The following is a 13,710-nucleotide window of genomic DNA, read 5'->3' on the forward strand; positions in this document are numbered from 1 at the left end:
GCACTCGCATACGATAGACTCGCGGCCACCTCCCATGTGGCCACGCTTCGAACAAGTCACGAGCCGCGACGTCCTCGAGCGCCTCCCGTTCCTCGACCTCCCGTTCGACCGCTACGGCATGGACCCGTACGGCATCTCGCGACACCACCTCGGCCTCTTCATGACGCTGCTCGAGGGGTTCTACAAGCACTACTTCCGCGTCCGCTGCTTCGGCCTCGAGCACATCCCCAAGACCGGCGCCGGCATGCTGGTCGGCAACCACTCCGGTGGCATCCCAGCCGACGGCGGCATGATCGTCGCATCCCTGTTCTTCTCCCTGAACCCGCCCCGCGCCGTCCACGGCATGGTCGAGAAGTTCGCCCAGGAGTGGCCCTTCGTCAGCCAGTGGTTCAACCGCGTCGGCCAGCTCCCCGGCCTCCCCGAGCACGCCATCCGCCTGCTCCACGACGGCCGCCTGCTCATGGTCTTCCCCGAGGGCGCCCGCGGCCTCGGCAAGCTCTACAAAGACCGCTACCACCTCAGCCACTTCGGCACCGGCTTCATGCGCATCGCCCTCCAGACCGGCACCCCGGTCGTCCCCTTCGCCTTCATCGGCGGCGAGGAAGCCATGCCCACGATCTTCCACGCCAAGCGCCTCGCTCGCATCGTCGGCGCCCCCTACTGGCCCGTCCCGCCGTACCTCCTGCCCTTCCCGCTCCCCCTCAGCTGCGAGATCCACTACGGCAAGCCGATGCACTTCCCGGGCAACGGCAACGAACCCGATGAGGTCGTCGAGGGCTACGTCGAGCAGGTCAAGAGCGTCATCAACCTCCTCGTCACCCGCGGCCGCGCCGTCCACGAGCAGCGCCGCTCCGGCGCCAACCTCTCGGAGCCCACGCCATGAAGGTCCTCATCACCGGCATCAACGGCAACCACGCCCGTATGGTCGCCCTGCGCCTGCTCGCGCAGGGCCACGAGATCTTCGGCATCGACCGCCGCCCCTGGCCCGACGCCCCGCCCAACATCCACGTCTTCCAGACCGACGTCCGCAAGCGCCCCGCCGCCGACGTGTTCCGCCAGCACCGCCCCGAGGTCGTCATCCACATGGCGACCATCACCCACTTCTCCGCCCGCGCCGACGAGCGCCTGCGCATCAACCTCCACGGCACCCGCCTCGTGTTCGACTACTGCCACGAATTCGGCGTCAAGCAGGTCGTCTTCGTCGGCCGCCACACCATCTACGGCGCCGCCCCCGACGCCCCGCTCTACCGCACCGAGGACGAGCCCCCGCTCGCCGTCAGCACCTTCCCCGAGCTCGCCGACCTCGTCGCCGCGGACCTCTACGCCGGCTCCGCGCTGTGGCGCTGGCCCGAGCTCAAGACCGCGGTCCTGCGCCTGGTCTACCTGCTCGGCCCGGCCCGCCGCGGCACCCTCGCCAACCTGCTCGACGGCAAGCGCGTGCCGATGATCCTCGGCTTCGACCCGCTCTACCACTTCATGCACGACGAGGACGCCGTCGAGGCGATCATCCGCACCATCGACCACCAGCTCAGCGGCGTCTTCAACGTCGCCGGCCCGCCTCCGATCCCGCTCTCCGTGCTCGCCCGCGGCACCGGACGCCAGGCCATCCCGATCCCCGAGCCGCTGTTTCGCTACGCCGTCGGCCGCTTCGGCCTCGCCTACCTCCCGCCCGGCGCCGCCCTCCACATCAAGCACCCGATCGTCGTCGACGCCGCAGCCTTCCGCGCCGCCACCGGCTTCCAGCACCAGTACGACGCCCACGAGATCATGCGCGGCTTCCGTGACGGCTGATCAGCTGCCGCGATACGGGTCCGGGTCGTAGCGCAGCAGCGCCAGCTCGAAGGCCTCGAGGTGCTCGGCCAGCAGCTCGATGCGCCGCCGCTGCTGCCCACGATCGAGCTCCCTCACCGTCGCCGGATCTTCCGCGAGCGACTCACCGAGCAACACGCTCACGACGTCGCGGTGCGAGACCCCGAGCCGCTCGATCACCTCCGCCTCGAGCACCCCGAGCTCGCGCACCGCCGACACCCACGCCCACGCGAGCTCCTCGATCGCCGGCTCGTCGGGCGCCGCCGCCTCGATCGCAAACCGCAAGATCCGCGTCTCCTGGGCCAGACGCGCCAGCCGCGGCGGCAGGTGCCCGGTCGCCAGCGCCACATCGTCACCCGCCCGCAGCTGTTGCTCGAGCAACCATCCCGGCCGGGCGATCACGGGGGTGAACAGCGCCAGGCACGACACGCTGAACACCACCACGAAGAAGCCGAACACGATCCAGCTGAAGCCAACCAACCCAGCGATGATCGCCGCAGCGATCCACGCCACCGCCTGCCACGCCAGCACGAGCCGGGCCCAGCGCCCCCACTGCACCCTCCGGGCCTCGATCGCCGCGATCCCCCGCTCATGGCGCGCAGTGCGCGTTTGCGCACGAATCACAGCGCCAGCGCCAGCACGCGGGTCCCCATCACCTCGCATCCTCCGCACTCTACCGCAGCACCGGGGCTCCCCGACGACAGCGGCCCCGCAGCCCGCTCGCGCGCCCGCTTTGTTCCGCCGGCATCAGCGACTCGGTTTAGAATGCGGCCACTCGCATCGGTCTACCGCTGCGCCCCCTCCCAAGGCCCAGGACATCCATGACCCACAGCTCCACCGCCTCTGCACCTCGCCGTCGCCGCCTCCCCCGCCTCTCCCGCGGCCTGTGCCTCGCCGCGAGCCTGGGCGCCGCCGCAGCCGGCGTTGCAATGACCAGCAGCGAGGCCCAGGCTGCCCCCAAGATCTTGCGCGAGGGCACCCGCCCAATGGCCTTCCTCCTCGGCCTCGGCCCCTCCTGGGGCGTCGGCGGCAGCGGTTGGTACTACTCCCACGGCCCCGGCTGCAAGGACGGCTTCTGCAACTACGGCGGCTGGGGCGGTCGCTACGGCGGCGCCTTCAAGGTCACGCAGGAGTTCATGGGCCACTTCAAGGGCGACTCCTCCGGCCCCGCGCTCGGCGTGATCCTCAACGAGACCTTCACGGGCCCGTACGTCGGCTTCAACATCGCCCCCAAGTTCACCTACGACATTCAGGTCAAGAAGGGCCTCGCCCTCTACGTATCCCCCAGCGTCTCACTCGGCTACGGCCTGCTGCACTACCGACCCGCCTACTACGGCTACTACGCTGGCGCCAACTACCACGCCGCCAACCTTCAGTTCGGCGTCGCGCTCAAGCTCATCATCAACGACCGCTGGCTGGTCTTCGCCCAGCTGCCCAACTTCGACTTCCTGATCGGCCCCGGCAGCTACTACTACGCCAACGGGGCCTGCGCCGCCGGTTTCAACTGCGGCACCTTCTTCGTCTCCCGCATGGACTTCATCCTCGGCGGCGGCGTCACCTTCTAGCCCCGCGAGCTTCGGCTCCCCCCACGGGCACGCCACACCGCGTGCCCGTTCCACGTCGGTGCACAATCTCTGTGCCAGCGCGTGCTAGCGTGCCCGCGTGCCGCTCCCAGCCCACATGCTGCCCGTCGCCGTCATCGGCGCCGGCTTCCTCGGCCGCCCCCTCGCGCTCGCCCTCCCGCGCCCCGTGCTCGCCCTGTCCCGCAGCGGCCGCCGTGACGCCTGGCCCGAGGGACATGTCCCCGAGGACATTCAGCTTCACGCCCTCGACCTCCTCCACGCCGACGCGTCCGTCATCACCGCTGCCCTCGCCCCCGCGCGCAGCCTCGTGATCTGCGTCGCCGCCGGACGCAGCCAGGATCGCCGCGCCCTCTACCTCGAAGGCACGCGCCGCCTGCTCGTCGCCTGCACCGGCCTCGCCCTCACCCGCGTCGTCTACACCTCCTCCACCTCCGCCCTGCCCGAACGCGACGGCTGGATCGACGACGACGAGCCCGCCCGCCCCGACGACCCTCGCGGCCAGGTCCAACGGGACGCCGAAGATCTCGTGCGGGCCCACTGCGAGGCCCAGCGCTGGCCGTGGCTGATCCTCCGCCTCGCCGGCCTCTACGGCCCCGGACGCGAGCTGTTCCGCCTCTACCGCGACGACCCCGGCGCGCTACAACCCGGCGACGGCATGCAGGCCACCAACCTCATCCACCGCGACGACGCCGTCGCCGCCTGCCTCGCCGCCCTCGCCCTCCCCCCGCGCCACAGCGCCATCGTCAACGTCTGTGACGACGACCACCGCCCGCGCCGCAGCATGTTCGCCGCCCTCGCCCACGCCGCGGACCGCCCCGAGCCGCGCTGGCAGCACCCCGCCGGCCCCCTCCGCGGCAAGCAAGTTCGCAACGATCGCATGAAGCAACTCCTCGGCCTGCACCTGCGTCACCCACAGCACGCCCTCCCGCCCCCTTTATAACCTGTCTTTTAAGACATGTACAAAGGTATAGGTCGCCCCCACTGCCACCCGGCGCAGGCGCCGCGCCGCGCGGGCGGGCCCGCCCGGACCACCACCCCGACGAGAAATTCGGCCCCGGCCTTGCCCGCCAGCCTCCCGTGCTTAAACCCGAAGCCACGCCATGAACCTCCCAGTCGCATCCGCCGTCACCCACGTCTTGCCGATGCCGACCGACGGCACCATGGCGCCGCACATCGACCTCGGCGAGCTTCAGGCAGAGCTCGAGGGCGTCGCCACCGAGGCCCTGCACGCCCGTCGCGCTGGCCTCTCCTTACTCGAGGCCGTCTGGGATCCGCGCTACCCGGGCCTGCGTGAGTTCCACCAGGGCATCCGCGACGCCCTCTTCGTCGAGATCCCGCAAGAGTTCGAGCCCTGGGCCCGCGCCGCCACCAGCAGCCGCGGCGACGCCCGCTTCGATGGCATGCAGCGCACCCTCTTCTCCTTCGCCCGCGCCCGCGCCGAGGACGACCTCTCCGCCCTCCAGGCCGCGCTCGCCGAGCTCCTCGTGTTCGAGGCCGTGCGCCTGCGCCTCCTGGTCACCGCCCTCGGCAGCGCCGAGTTCGAGCTCCTCGGCGGCGAGGAGTCCGACGTCGACGCGATCGCCTGGGCTGAGGTCGGCGCCCTGCTTCACCGCGACGAGCTCAGCGACCCCGAGGTCCGTCCGCTCACCGTCATCCTCGCCGCTGCGAACGTCGCCCTCGCCCGCGACGCCGCCGAGCGGGCCCACGAGCTGCGCTCCAGCGGCGACGACTTCCGCGAGGAGCTGCGCATGCGTGCCCGCCTGCGCGCCGCCCTCCGCGAGCTCCGGCTCCCGGAGGCCGTCCTCCTGGAGAACGCATTGTCCGCCCTCCTCGGGGGCGACCGCCGCGAGCTGGTCGACCTCCAGGCCGAGCGCCCCGTCGCCCTCGATGGCATGAGCCGCCAGGCCATGGACCAGCGGGTCTCTCGCGGCCGTCGCAGCCTCACTCACCCGCGCGCCAGCTGGCCCCGCCGCCGCCGCCCAGCCCTCTTCGACCTCCTGCGCGACACCTCGGTTTGAACCACTCGCGCGGGCCGGGTATGCTCGCCCGCCCGCATGACCGACGCACCCACTGTCGACCGAGGCCCGTCCCGCGGCGCACGCATCGCCCTCGTACTCGGCGTCCTCATCCCCGCCCTCGCCCTCGACCTGTGGACCAAAGCCTGGGCCTGGGAGCATCTGCGCACCCAGCCCGGCCGCGAGATCGTCAAGGACTTCTTCTACCTCGACTTCGCCTTCAACACCGGCTCGGCCTTCGGCTTCCTGCGCGACGCCGGCTGGTCGCGCCTCTTCTTCATCGCCATCACGGTCGCCGCGCTGGTCTACATGGCGCGCCTCGCCCTGACCCTCACCACCCGCGCCGGCTCTGGCTTCGTCGCCATCGGCCTCATCGCCTCCGGCGCCCTCGGCAACCTGCACGACCGCTTCGTCCGCGTCTTCATGGACCAGTACGGAGTGGTCGACTTCATCGTCGTCTACTATTGGCCGGGCAAGCGCTGGCCCGCCTTCAACATCGCCGACGCCGCCCTCGTCGCCGGCGTCCTCCTCTTCATGATCTACCTCCGTCGCCACGGCGACCCCGCCAGCCCCGAAAAGCCCCTGGCCGCCTGAAGCGGGCCTCTGCGCGCTGCTTTGCCTGATCCGAGCCCTGCGCTACACTCGTCGACCCGCATGCTCGTGCAAGCCTCCGACTCTGCCACCAAGCCGCCCGTCGTGACCGCCGACCCGGGCCGCCGCCGGGCCGTCATCGCCGCCTCGATCGCCACCGTCGCCTTCCTCGCGCTCGATCTGTGGACCAAGAACTGGGCCTGGCACACGCTCCGCGACGCGCCGCGGATCGCCGTGATCAAGAAGTGGTTCTACCTCGACTTCAGCTTCAACACCGGCTCCGCCTTCGGCTTCCTGCGCGGGCATGACTTCTCGCGCCCGCTCTTCATCGCCATCACCCTCGCCACCGTCGTGTACATGGCCACGCTGGTGCGCAAGCTGCCCACGGAGCGCCTCTACGGCTTCGTCGCCATCGGCTGCATCATCGGCGGCGCGCTCGGCAACCTGCACGACCGCCTGCTCCGCCAGATGCTCCTCAACGGCGAGCCCAAGCACGGCGTCGTCGACTTCATCCAGGTCTACTACGCCCAGGGCAGCCCGGCCTGGCCGAACTTCAACATCGCGGACGTCGCCCTCGTGATCGGCGTGCTCCTCCTGATCCCCTTCCTGATGTTCCACGCCGAGCCCCAGCCGACCCCCGCGAGCAGCCGCGCCTGAGTCCGCCGCGATCGAAGCGCTCCGATTCGTCGTCACGCCGCCCTGCAGACAGCCGCGCCTGAGTCAGCCGCGATCGAAGGCCCGGACCTTCGCCCAGGTCTCCTGTCGCTCAGCCTCCGCGTCGCTGTCGATCACGATCCCGCCGCCGCTTTGCAGCGCCAGCCCGGCCTCGTCGAGCTCACCCGTGCGGATCGGGATGCTGCAGCGCAGCCCACCCGGCATCAACGCCACGATCGCCCCGCAGTACAAGCCGCGCCGACGCTGCTCGAGATCGTCGATGATCTGCGCCGTGCGCCGCTTCGGCGCCCCGGTGATGCTCCCGCCCGGGAACACCGCCGCGAGCAGCTCCGCCAGCCCCCAGCCCGGCCGCAGGGTACAGCGCACCTCCGAGACCAGGTGGTGCACCGTCGGCAGCGAGACAAGTGCTGGTCGCCGCGGCGCCTCGACCGTGCCCGCGATCGCCAGCCGGCCGAGGTCGTTGCGCACGAGGTCGACGATCATCACATGCTCGGCGAGGTCCTTCTCGCTGGCCAGCAACTCGGCCGCCGCCTCGGCATCGGCCTGCGGATCGCCGCCTCGCGCTCGCGTCCCCTTGATCGGCCAGGATCGGGCCAGATCGCCACCCCCGACCCCACGCCCCAGCTCCACCGCCAGCAGCGTCTCGGGTGAATTCGACACCACCCACAGCGGCGGCGCCAGGCCCTCGCCTCCCGCCAGCAGCGCCCCCATCGTCGCTGGCGTCGCCCCGCGCAGCGCCGCGTACACCGCGGCCGCGCGGACCGCCAGCGGCCGCGCCCCCCACTCCGGTCGCCACGGCGCCGCGAAGGCCTGGCTGAGGTTCACCTGGTAGGTCTCGCCCGCCGCGATGTACTCGCGCACCCTCGCCACCCGCGCCCGATACTCGTCCGCCGTCCACAGCGCCCGCAGCGGTCCCAAGGGCCAGGTCCCGGGGGACATGTCCTCAAGGACAGGTGCCTCATCGATCCGCCGCATCAGGCGGGCCCCCGCGCGCGCCTCGCCGTGCAGTCGCGGCGTCGGCCCCAGCTCGAGCGCCGCCCGGTAGCGACGCAGGCACAGCCCCGGCAGGCGGCCCGCCCGTGGCGCTCGCCCGAGCAGCAGGTCCGCCCCGAGCTCGTAGCTGAGGTGCCCGATCCACACGAACTGCGGCTCGGCCCGCCACAGCGCCTCGATCGCCTCGATCGATCGCATGCTGTCATCGGCCACCCCGAGGTCCGCCTCGAGGCCGAGCCAGCCGCGCTCCTCGCCGCCGTCGAGCCACGCGAAGGCCCCGCCGGGGTCGCTCGCCGCCAGCCCCACGATCCGCGCGCAGAGCCCGGACCTCCCCCGTCCCGGCATCAATCCCCCTGCTTGTGCTGCGCCAGCGCCTCGCGAAAGTGAAAGGTGTACTCGACCGCGCTGAGCACCGACAGGATCACCGACAGCGACAGCATGATGAGCCCCATGCGATGAAAGTCGATCATCTCGTCGAAGCCCGGCATGCGATAGCGGTAGTGGACCAGCAGGAAGCAGATGCCGACCATCTGGAACGCGGTCTTGGCCTTGCCGCCCGCGCTCGCCGCGATCACCATCCCCTCCGACGAGGCCAGCGATCGCAGTCCGTTGATGTAGAACTCGCGGGTCAGCAGGATCGCCACCAGCCACGGCGGCATCCGCCCGTCTGCCGCCAGATACACCAACACCGCCGCGACCATCACCTTGTCGGCCAGCGGATCGACGAACTTGCCGAACACCGTGACCAGCCCCGACCGGCGCGCGAGCCAGCCGTCGATGATGTCGAGCACCGCGGCCAGCATGAACACCAGCGACGACATCACGCAGAGAAACGGGTCCGCGATGTCCATCCACAGCAGCACCGGCGGGATCAGGAACAGCCGGCCGATGGTGATCATGTTGGGGAGGTTCAGGACCTCCCGGCGAAATCGCTCGTAGCGCTTCACGTGAGGCCGTCTCCGCCGGCCGACAGCCCTGGGCTCCGGGCGCGCGCGAGCCTACCCGACGAGATGATGGTCGCTGGCAGCATGACTGGCTCGGCTCCGGGCGCGCGCGAGCCTACCCGCAAACCCCGCCCCGATCCAGGACCTCCGCCACACCCGGTTCAGGGCAGGCCCGCGATGTCTCGACTCGGCCCCGTGTTGCCAGCGTCGCGGCGCTGGAGCTCGCGCTCATAGGCGTAGAAGCGCCGCAGCACCGCCTTCACGTACGCCCGTACACCCGGATGCGGCGGCACACCCCCGTATTTCTGCACCGCCCCGGCCCCCGAGAAGTACCCCGCGAGCACCAGCACCATGTCGCCGCCGAAGCGATTGGCCAGCAGCCGGAGAAACTTGGCCCCACCGTAGATGTTCTGCCGCGGCTCGAACGGCTGCCCGACCCCGAGGAAGCGCGCCGTCGACGGCATCAACTGCGTCAGCCCCATCGCGTTGGTGCGACTCACCGCGTTCGGGTTGTAGTTGCTCTCGGTGTGGATCACCGCACGCAGCAGCGACTCCGGCAGCTGATACAGGCGAGCTGCGCTGCGGATCGTCGTCTCGTAACGGCGCGAGCGCTCGTCGGCCAGCGCCTCGGCCACCTCGGTCGCGGCATTCTGAGCCCGACCGGCCAGGCGGGGGTCGGCCGCGGCGGCCGTATCCGGCAACTCGGCCTCGCCGCTGCCCTGCAAGCCCGGCGTGCTCACCGGGGCCTCGGCCGCCCGCCGCGAGGCGGTCACATGCACGACCCCCTGCGGGTCAGTGTATCGACGATAACTCGGCTCCGCCGCGCCAGCCCTGCCCGCCGCAGCCATCACGATCCCAAGGCACCAGGCCGCCGCCCGCACACCCCGCATCCTAGCAGCTACAAAGCCCGCCTGCGGGCTGCTACCCTGCGCCCACCCCCATGTCTGTGTCGACCCCGATCCACCGCAGCCGATACCTCGTGCTCGGCAGCGGCCTCGCCGGCCTCTACTTCGCGCTCGAGGTCGCCGATCGGGGCCCGGTCACGATCCTCACCAAGCATCGCGCCGAATCCTCCAACACCCGGTGGGCCCAGGGGGGGATCTCAGCCGTGTTCTCCGGCGACGATTCCTCCAACGAGCACGTCGAGGACACCCTGCTCGTCGGCGCCGGCCTGTGCGACCGCGACATGGTCGTCCACGCCGTCGAGAAGGGCCCGGGCCTGGTCCGCCGCCTGGCCGAGCGCTACGGCGTTCGCTTCGACCGGGTCAACGGCGACGAGACGGCCCCCTTCGAGCTCGGCCGCGAGGGCGGCCATTCGCGGCGACGAGTCGTCCACCACCGCGATATGACCGGCGCCGAGATCGAGCGTGCCCTCCTCGCGGCCGCCCACGCCCACCCCAACATCACGGTCCATGAGCACCACACCGTCATCGACCTGCTCAGCTGGACCAAGGTCGACGGCAGCCGCGGCTGCTTCGGCGTCTACGCCCTCAACAACCGCGACGACCGGGTCGAGGCCTTCGTCGCCCCGCTCACCGTGCTCGCCACAGGCGGCGCCGGCCGGGTCTATCGCTACACCAGCAACCCGAGCGTCGCCACCGGTGACGGCATCGCCATGGCCTACCGAATCGGCGCCACGGTGGCCAACCTCGAGTTCATGCAATTTCACCCGACCTGCCTGTATCACGCTGATGCCAATACGTTTTTGATCAGCGAGGCCCTCCGTGGAGAGGGTGGCATCCTGCGTCGTGGCGACGGCTCCGACCTCATGGCGGGCCGGCACGCGATGGCCAGCCTGGCCCCGCGCGACGTGGTCGCCCGCGAGATCGACGCCGAGCTCAAGCGCGCCGGGGTCCGCTGCGTGTACCTCGACATGACCCACCTCGACCCCGAGTTCCTGGTCGAGCGCTTCCCGGCGATCCACGCCCGCTGCATGTCGGTCGGCATCGACATGCGCAAGGACCCGATCCCCGTGGTCCCGGCCGCCCACTACATGTGCGGCGGCGTCGTGGTCGACAAGTACGGCCGCACCGACACCCCGGGCCTGCTGGCGATCGGCGAGGTCGCCATGTCGGGCCTGCACGGCGCCTGCCGCCTCGCCTCCAACTCGCTGCTCGAGGCCGTCGTCCTCGCCTCGGGCGCCGCCGAGATCGCTGACGACTTCGCGCGCGACGCCCCCGAGATCGTCAGCCCATGGAACGAGGGCACCGCCCAGAACTCCGACGAGGCCGTCATGGTCTCCGCCAACTGGGAGGAGCTGCGCGCCCTGATGTGGAACTTCGTCGGCATCGTCCGCTCCGACAAGCGCCTCGAGCGCGGCCGCCGACGCGTCGAGCTGCTGCGCGAGGAGATCGCCGAGTACTACTGGAAGTTCCGCGTCACCCGCGATGTCCTCGAGCTGCGGAACATCGCCCTGGTCGGCCACCTCATCCTCGAGTGTGCCCGCATGCGCAAGGAGACCCGCGGCCTCCACTACAACATCGATTACCCTGAAACTCTCCCAGAATTTGCCCACAATACCATGGTCGACAAACGCACAGGACCTCGCGCCTCCGACCACAAACTCATCACATAATTTCAATACGTTGCCTCGCAAACCTTCAGCACTGCATCGATTGATCCCCGGCCTCCTGGCGCTTGCCTTCGCCGTGCCTGGTTGCCGCAGCGCCGGCAGCGCCCGCAGTCCCGAGGCCCTCCGCGATGCCTATGCCCAGGCCCTGCGACGCGACGACCCCGACGCCGCGTACGCCCTCCTCAGCCCGGAGCTCCAGGCCGCCACCCCGCGCGCCGCCTTCCGCGCCCGCTGGCAGGCCCAGACCGCCGAGCGAGCCGCGGCCCAGGCCGCCCTCGCCGCACTCCCACCGGCTCAGCGTGCCGCGATCGCCGGCGGGCAGACCACCCACGGCGCCCTCGTCCTCACCTGGGCCGAGGTCGCCGGCCACTACCAGATCGTCGCGGGCCTCCCTGGCCTCCCGGACAGCTCCACCCCCGCCCAGGCGATCCGGGCCTTCCTCGCCGCCGTCCGCGGCGCCGATCTACGCGACCTCGAGGCCCTCGTCAGCGACGAGCTCGCGGCCCGCCTGCGCGACGACTGGGGCCGACGCGCCGCCCTCATCGAGGCCCTCCTCGATCAGCCGGGTGCCATCGAATACAGCAGCGACATGCAGCGCGCCGTCCTGCGCTACGAGCCTGGTCGCGCCCTCACCCTCGAGCAGAGCCCCGCTGGCTGGCGCCTCACCGCCCTGCAATAGGCCCCACCTCTGATGGGCTCGGGAGGCGCCCGGCCCCCGTAAACGGACGACCGCGGTTGACCTGCAAACCCCGGGACGAACGTCCGCGGACGACCGGGCCTGCGGACACCAGCCAGTCACGGTCCCTGGTGAGTTATGCGAGGTTGACGCTGTATTTTTCACTGGCCGACAGCCCCCCGACCACGAATACTGAGCCCGACTGGACTCCCCCGCGCTCACTCGCGCGTCCGGTCCTCCCAGATCCCGCGCGTCCCGCACACTCTGGCCACTCTCGTCGCCGACCGGCGACTCGAGTGGCCCCCTCTACCGCACGCCCGAACCTCCCCAGCCCTCCATCAACATTTACACAGCGCGATCAATTCGTTTTATTTTCAACGAGTTGACATGCAGCCTTCCAGCACTTGCTCAATTATCTGTGACCCCGATCCAGGTCACGTCGACGTCGGAAGCCGGTGACAGTTCCGGCACGGAAGGTGCACAATGGCGCGCGCTCACGCCTGGAGAACGACTCTCGATGATGCAGCCCCAGTTCAACGTTGGTGAAAAGGCCGTCTACCCGACCCACGGCGTCGCCGAAGTGGTCGCACTCGAGACCAAGGTCATCGAGGGCAGCGGCATGCAGTTCTACCACCTGCGCGTGGCCGGCTCCGGCCTCAAGATCATCGTCCCCGTCACCAAGGCTGAGGAGAACGGCATGCGGCCGCTCGCCGACAACGGCATGATCGACGAGCTCTACGACCTCCTCCGCGACCACGAGGTCCCGTGTGACCGCCAGACCTGGAACCGGCGCTACCGCGGCTTCATGGAGAAGATCCGCACCGGTTCGCTGTTCGAAGTCGGCGAGGTCTACCGCGACCTGACCCTGCTCAAGAGCACCAAGAACCTCTCGCACGGCGAGCGGCAGATGCTCCAGACCGCGCGCAACCTCGTCATCCGCGAGCTCAGCACGGTCAAGGCCACCCCGGAATCCGTGGTTGCCGAAGAGCTCGACTCCATGTTTAAGGACTGACGTGGCCGCCGAGACCAACGAGTCCATCGATATCCAGATCTCCACCCTCCCCTGGGACCAGATTCAGGTCGACGCCTTCGTCGCCCCGACCAACTCGGAGGGTGTCATGAGCCAGTTCCCGGCCAGCAAGCTGCGGGACCTCGCCGGCAAGGAGGTCGAGGATCTCGTCAAAGAGCACACGCCTCTGGCCATCGGCGCCGCGTTCGTCACCCATGCCGGCAAGATGAAGGCGCGTCACCTGATCCACGTGCCCAACACGGACAAGCCGGGTGGGCGCGTACAGGTCGAGGACGTCCTGCGGGCCACCGCCGCGGTGCTCGTCGCCTGCCGCGTCAAGGGCTTCTCCAGCATCGCCGTCCCGCTGATGGGCGCCTTCGACAGCGGCATCCCGGCCGAGGAGGCCGCCCGCGCCATCCACAGCGAGCTCAAGGCCTACCGCGGCGACCGCCCGCTCAAGGCATTCCTCATGGCCAAGGACGCCGACGACGTCGAGGTCTTCGAGCTGGCCATGGAGGGCAACATCCCCTGACGCCACGGACGCCCCCGTGACCCTCGTCCAGATCGGCCTGCCGCGGGACCGCGCGCCCGGCCCCGCGGTCCCGCTATCCGCCGAGGCCGCCGAGGGCCCGCACCAGCAGGCGGCCGCTGTACCTGGCCTAAAGAACAGCTTGGCCCCCATCAGCGCCGGCCTCGCGCTCGCCGGAGGCCTGGTCCTCCTCGCCCCGCTGGCCCTGCTCACCCAGGAGAGTCCGGCCGCGCTCGCCCTCCTGATCACTGGCCTCGCCGTCCTCGGGCTCATCACCGTGCTGCTCCGCGCTGGCGAGGTCGATCCACCCTGAT

General features: G+C 70.4%; 16 protein-coding genes. 12 read left to right on the forward strand and 4 right to left on the reverse strand.

Annotated elements, in window-relative coordinates:
* Nucleotides 1–34: 34 nt before the first annotated feature.
* Together IPJ59_RS11035 and IPJ59_RS11040 are read left to right on the forward strand one after the other, a co-directional pair.
* Nucleotides 35–883, forward strand: coding sequence for a lysophospholipid acyltransferase family protein (locus IPJ59_RS11035; RefSeq protein ID WP_293271396.1), 849 nt, complete (start codon nt 35–37; stop codon nt 881–883).
* On the forward strand, nt 880–1,791 hold the full coding sequence (locus tag IPJ59_RS11040) for an NAD-dependent epimerase/dehydratase family protein (RefSeq protein WP_293271397.1): 912 nt from the start codon (nt 880–882) through the stop codon (nt 1,789–1,791). The genes IPJ59_RS11035 and IPJ59_RS11040 overlap by 4 nt, the downstream gene beginning before the upstream one ends.
* Here the strand turns inward: IPJ59_RS11040 and IPJ59_RS11045 are convergent, their stop codons facing one another.
* A complete protein-coding gene (locus IPJ59_RS11045) occupies nt 1,792–2,367 on the reverse strand; it encodes a hypothetical protein (protein ID WP_293271399.1) in 576 nt (191 codons plus the stop codon).
* A 263-nt stretch (nt 2,368–2,630) separates the two neighbouring features.
* Between IPJ59_RS11045 and IPJ59_RS11050 the strand changes: the two genes are divergently transcribed.
* The 5 genes from IPJ59_RS11050 to lspA (IPJ59_RS11070) all read left to right on the forward strand — a co-directional run bounded on the left by IPJ59_RS11050 (nt 2,631) and on the right by lspA (IPJ59_RS11070) (nt 6,655).
* Nucleotides 2,631–3,374, forward strand: a complete 744-nt coding sequence (locus tag IPJ59_RS11050) for a hypothetical protein (protein WP_293271401.1) — start codon at nt 2,631–2,633, stop codon at nt 3,372–3,374.
* A gap of 97 nt (nt 3,375–3,471) precedes the next feature.
* The gene (locus IPJ59_RS11055) at nt 3,472–4,332 is read left to right on the forward strand and encodes an NAD-dependent epimerase/dehydratase family protein (protein ID WP_293271403.1); all 861 of its coding nucleotides are present in this window, start codon (nt 3,472–3,474) and stop codon (nt 4,330–4,332) included.
* A gap of 160 nt (nt 4,333–4,492) precedes the next feature.
* Nucleotides 4,493–5,410, forward strand: a complete 918-nt coding sequence (locus tag IPJ59_RS11060; RefSeq protein WP_293260539.1) for a hypothetical protein — start codon at nt 4,493–4,495, stop codon at nt 5,408–5,410.
* 36 nt (nt 5,411–5,446) lie between these two features.
* Nucleotides 5,447–6,001 (forward strand): signal peptidase II, encoded by a 555-nt coding sequence (gene lspA / locus IPJ59_RS11065; protein ID WP_293260542.1) that lies wholly within the window; start codon nt 5,447–5,449, stop codon nt 5,999–6,001.
* A gap of 60 nt (nt 6,002–6,061) precedes the next feature.
* Nucleotides 6,062–6,655: a signal peptidase II gene (gene lspA / locus IPJ59_RS11070; RefSeq protein ID WP_293271405.1), complete on the forward strand. Its 594-nt coding sequence runs from the start codon at nt 6,062–6,064 to the stop codon at nt 6,653–6,655.
* Between the two features lie 63 nt (nt 6,656–6,718).
* Here the strand turns inward: lspA (IPJ59_RS11070) and IPJ59_RS11075 are convergent, their stop codons facing one another.
* The 3 genes from IPJ59_RS11075 to IPJ59_RS11085 all read right to left on the reverse strand — a co-directional run bounded on the left by IPJ59_RS11075 (nt 6,719) and on the right by IPJ59_RS11085 (nt 9,491).
* Nucleotides 6,719–7,972, reverse strand: a complete 1,254-nt coding sequence (locus IPJ59_RS11075; protein WP_293260546.1) for a chorismate-binding protein — start codon at nt 7,970–7,972, stop codon at nt 6,719–6,721.
* A gap of 38 nt (nt 7,973–8,010) precedes the next feature.
* Nucleotides 8,011–8,613: a CDP-diacylglycerol--glycerol-3-phosphate 3-phosphatidyltransferase gene (pgsA, locus tag IPJ59_RS11080; RefSeq protein ID WP_293271407.1), complete on the reverse strand. Its 603-nt coding sequence runs from the start codon at nt 8,611–8,613 to the stop codon at nt 8,011–8,013.
* A gap of 158 nt (nt 8,614–8,771) precedes the next feature.
* Nucleotides 8,772–9,491 (reverse strand): lytic transglycosylase domain-containing protein, encoded by a 720-nt coding sequence (locus IPJ59_RS11085; protein WP_293271409.1) that lies wholly within the window; start codon nt 9,489–9,491, stop codon nt 8,772–8,774.
* Nucleotides 9,492–9,550: 59 nt separating this feature from the next.
* On the opposite strand from IPJ59_RS11085, the gene nadB reads away from it, so the two are divergent.
* The 5 genes from nadB (at nt 9,551) to IPJ59_RS11110 (ending at nt 13,709) form a co-directional block, all read left to right on the forward strand.
* Nucleotides 9,551–11,185: an L-aspartate oxidase gene (gene nadB, locus IPJ59_RS11090; RefSeq protein WP_293271411.1), complete on the forward strand. Its 1,635-nt coding sequence runs from the start codon at nt 9,551–9,553 to the stop codon at nt 11,183–11,185.
* Nucleotides 11,186–11,195: 10 nt separating this feature from the next.
* A complete protein-coding gene (locus tag IPJ59_RS11095; protein WP_293271413.1) occupies nt 11,196–11,861 on the forward strand; it encodes a hypothetical protein in 666 nt (221 codons plus the stop codon).
* Nucleotides 11,862–12,375: 514 nt separating this feature from the next.
* A complete protein-coding gene (locus IPJ59_RS11100; protein ID WP_293271415.1) occupies nt 12,376–12,870 on the forward strand; it encodes a CarD family transcriptional regulator in 495 nt (164 codons plus the stop codon).
* A gap of 1 nt (nt 12,871) precedes the next feature.
* Complete coding sequence (locus IPJ59_RS11105) at nt 12,872–13,399, forward strand: macro domain-containing protein (protein ID WP_293260564.1); 528 nt, start codon at nt 12,872–12,874, stop codon at nt 13,397–13,399.
* 16 nt (nt 13,400–13,415) lie between these two features.
* A complete protein-coding gene (locus IPJ59_RS11110) occupies nt 13,416–13,709 on the forward strand; it encodes a hypothetical protein (RefSeq protein ID WP_293271417.1) in 294 nt (97 codons plus the stop codon).
* Nucleotide 13,710: the final 1 nt, after the last annotated feature.

Origin of the sequence: Nannocystis sp. (genome assembly GCF_016714285.1) — a bacterium.
Taxonomy (GTDB): Bacteria; Myxococcota_A; Polyangia; order Nannocystales; family Nannocystaceae; genus Nannocystis.

Excerpts from the sequence above, each read along its gene's own strand:
- lspA (WP_293271405.1), top strand. The coding sequence starts at position 6,062 with ATGCTCGTGCAAGCCTCCGACTCTGCCACCAAGCCGCCCGTCGTGACC.
- IPJ59_RS11035 (WP_293271396.1), top strand. The coding sequence starts at position 35 with ATGTGGCCACGCTTCGAACAAGTCACGAGCCGCGACGTCCTCGAGCGC.
- IPJ59_RS11060 (WP_293260539.1), top strand. The coding sequence starts at position 4,493 with ATGAACCTCCCAGTCGCATCCGCCGTCACCCACGTCTTGCCGATGCCG.
- nadB (WP_293271411.1), top strand. The coding sequence starts at position 9,551 with ATGTCTGTGTCGACCCCGATCCACCGCAGCCGATACCTCGTGCTCGGC.
- IPJ59_RS11050 (WP_293271401.1), top strand. The coding sequence starts at position 2,631 with ATGACCCACAGCTCCACCGCCTCTGCACCTCGCCGTCGCCGCCTCCCC.
- IPJ59_RS11100 (WP_293271415.1), top strand. The coding sequence starts at position 12,376 with ATGATGCAGCCCCAGTTCAACGTTGGTGAAAAGGCCGTCTACCCGACC.
- lspA (WP_293260542.1), top strand. The coding sequence starts at position 5,447 with ATGACCGACGCACCCACTGTCGACCGAGGCCCGTCCCGCGGCGCACGC.
- IPJ59_RS11040 (WP_293271397.1), top strand. The coding sequence starts at position 880 with ATGAAGGTCCTCATCACCGGCATCAACGGCAACCACGCCCGTATGGTC.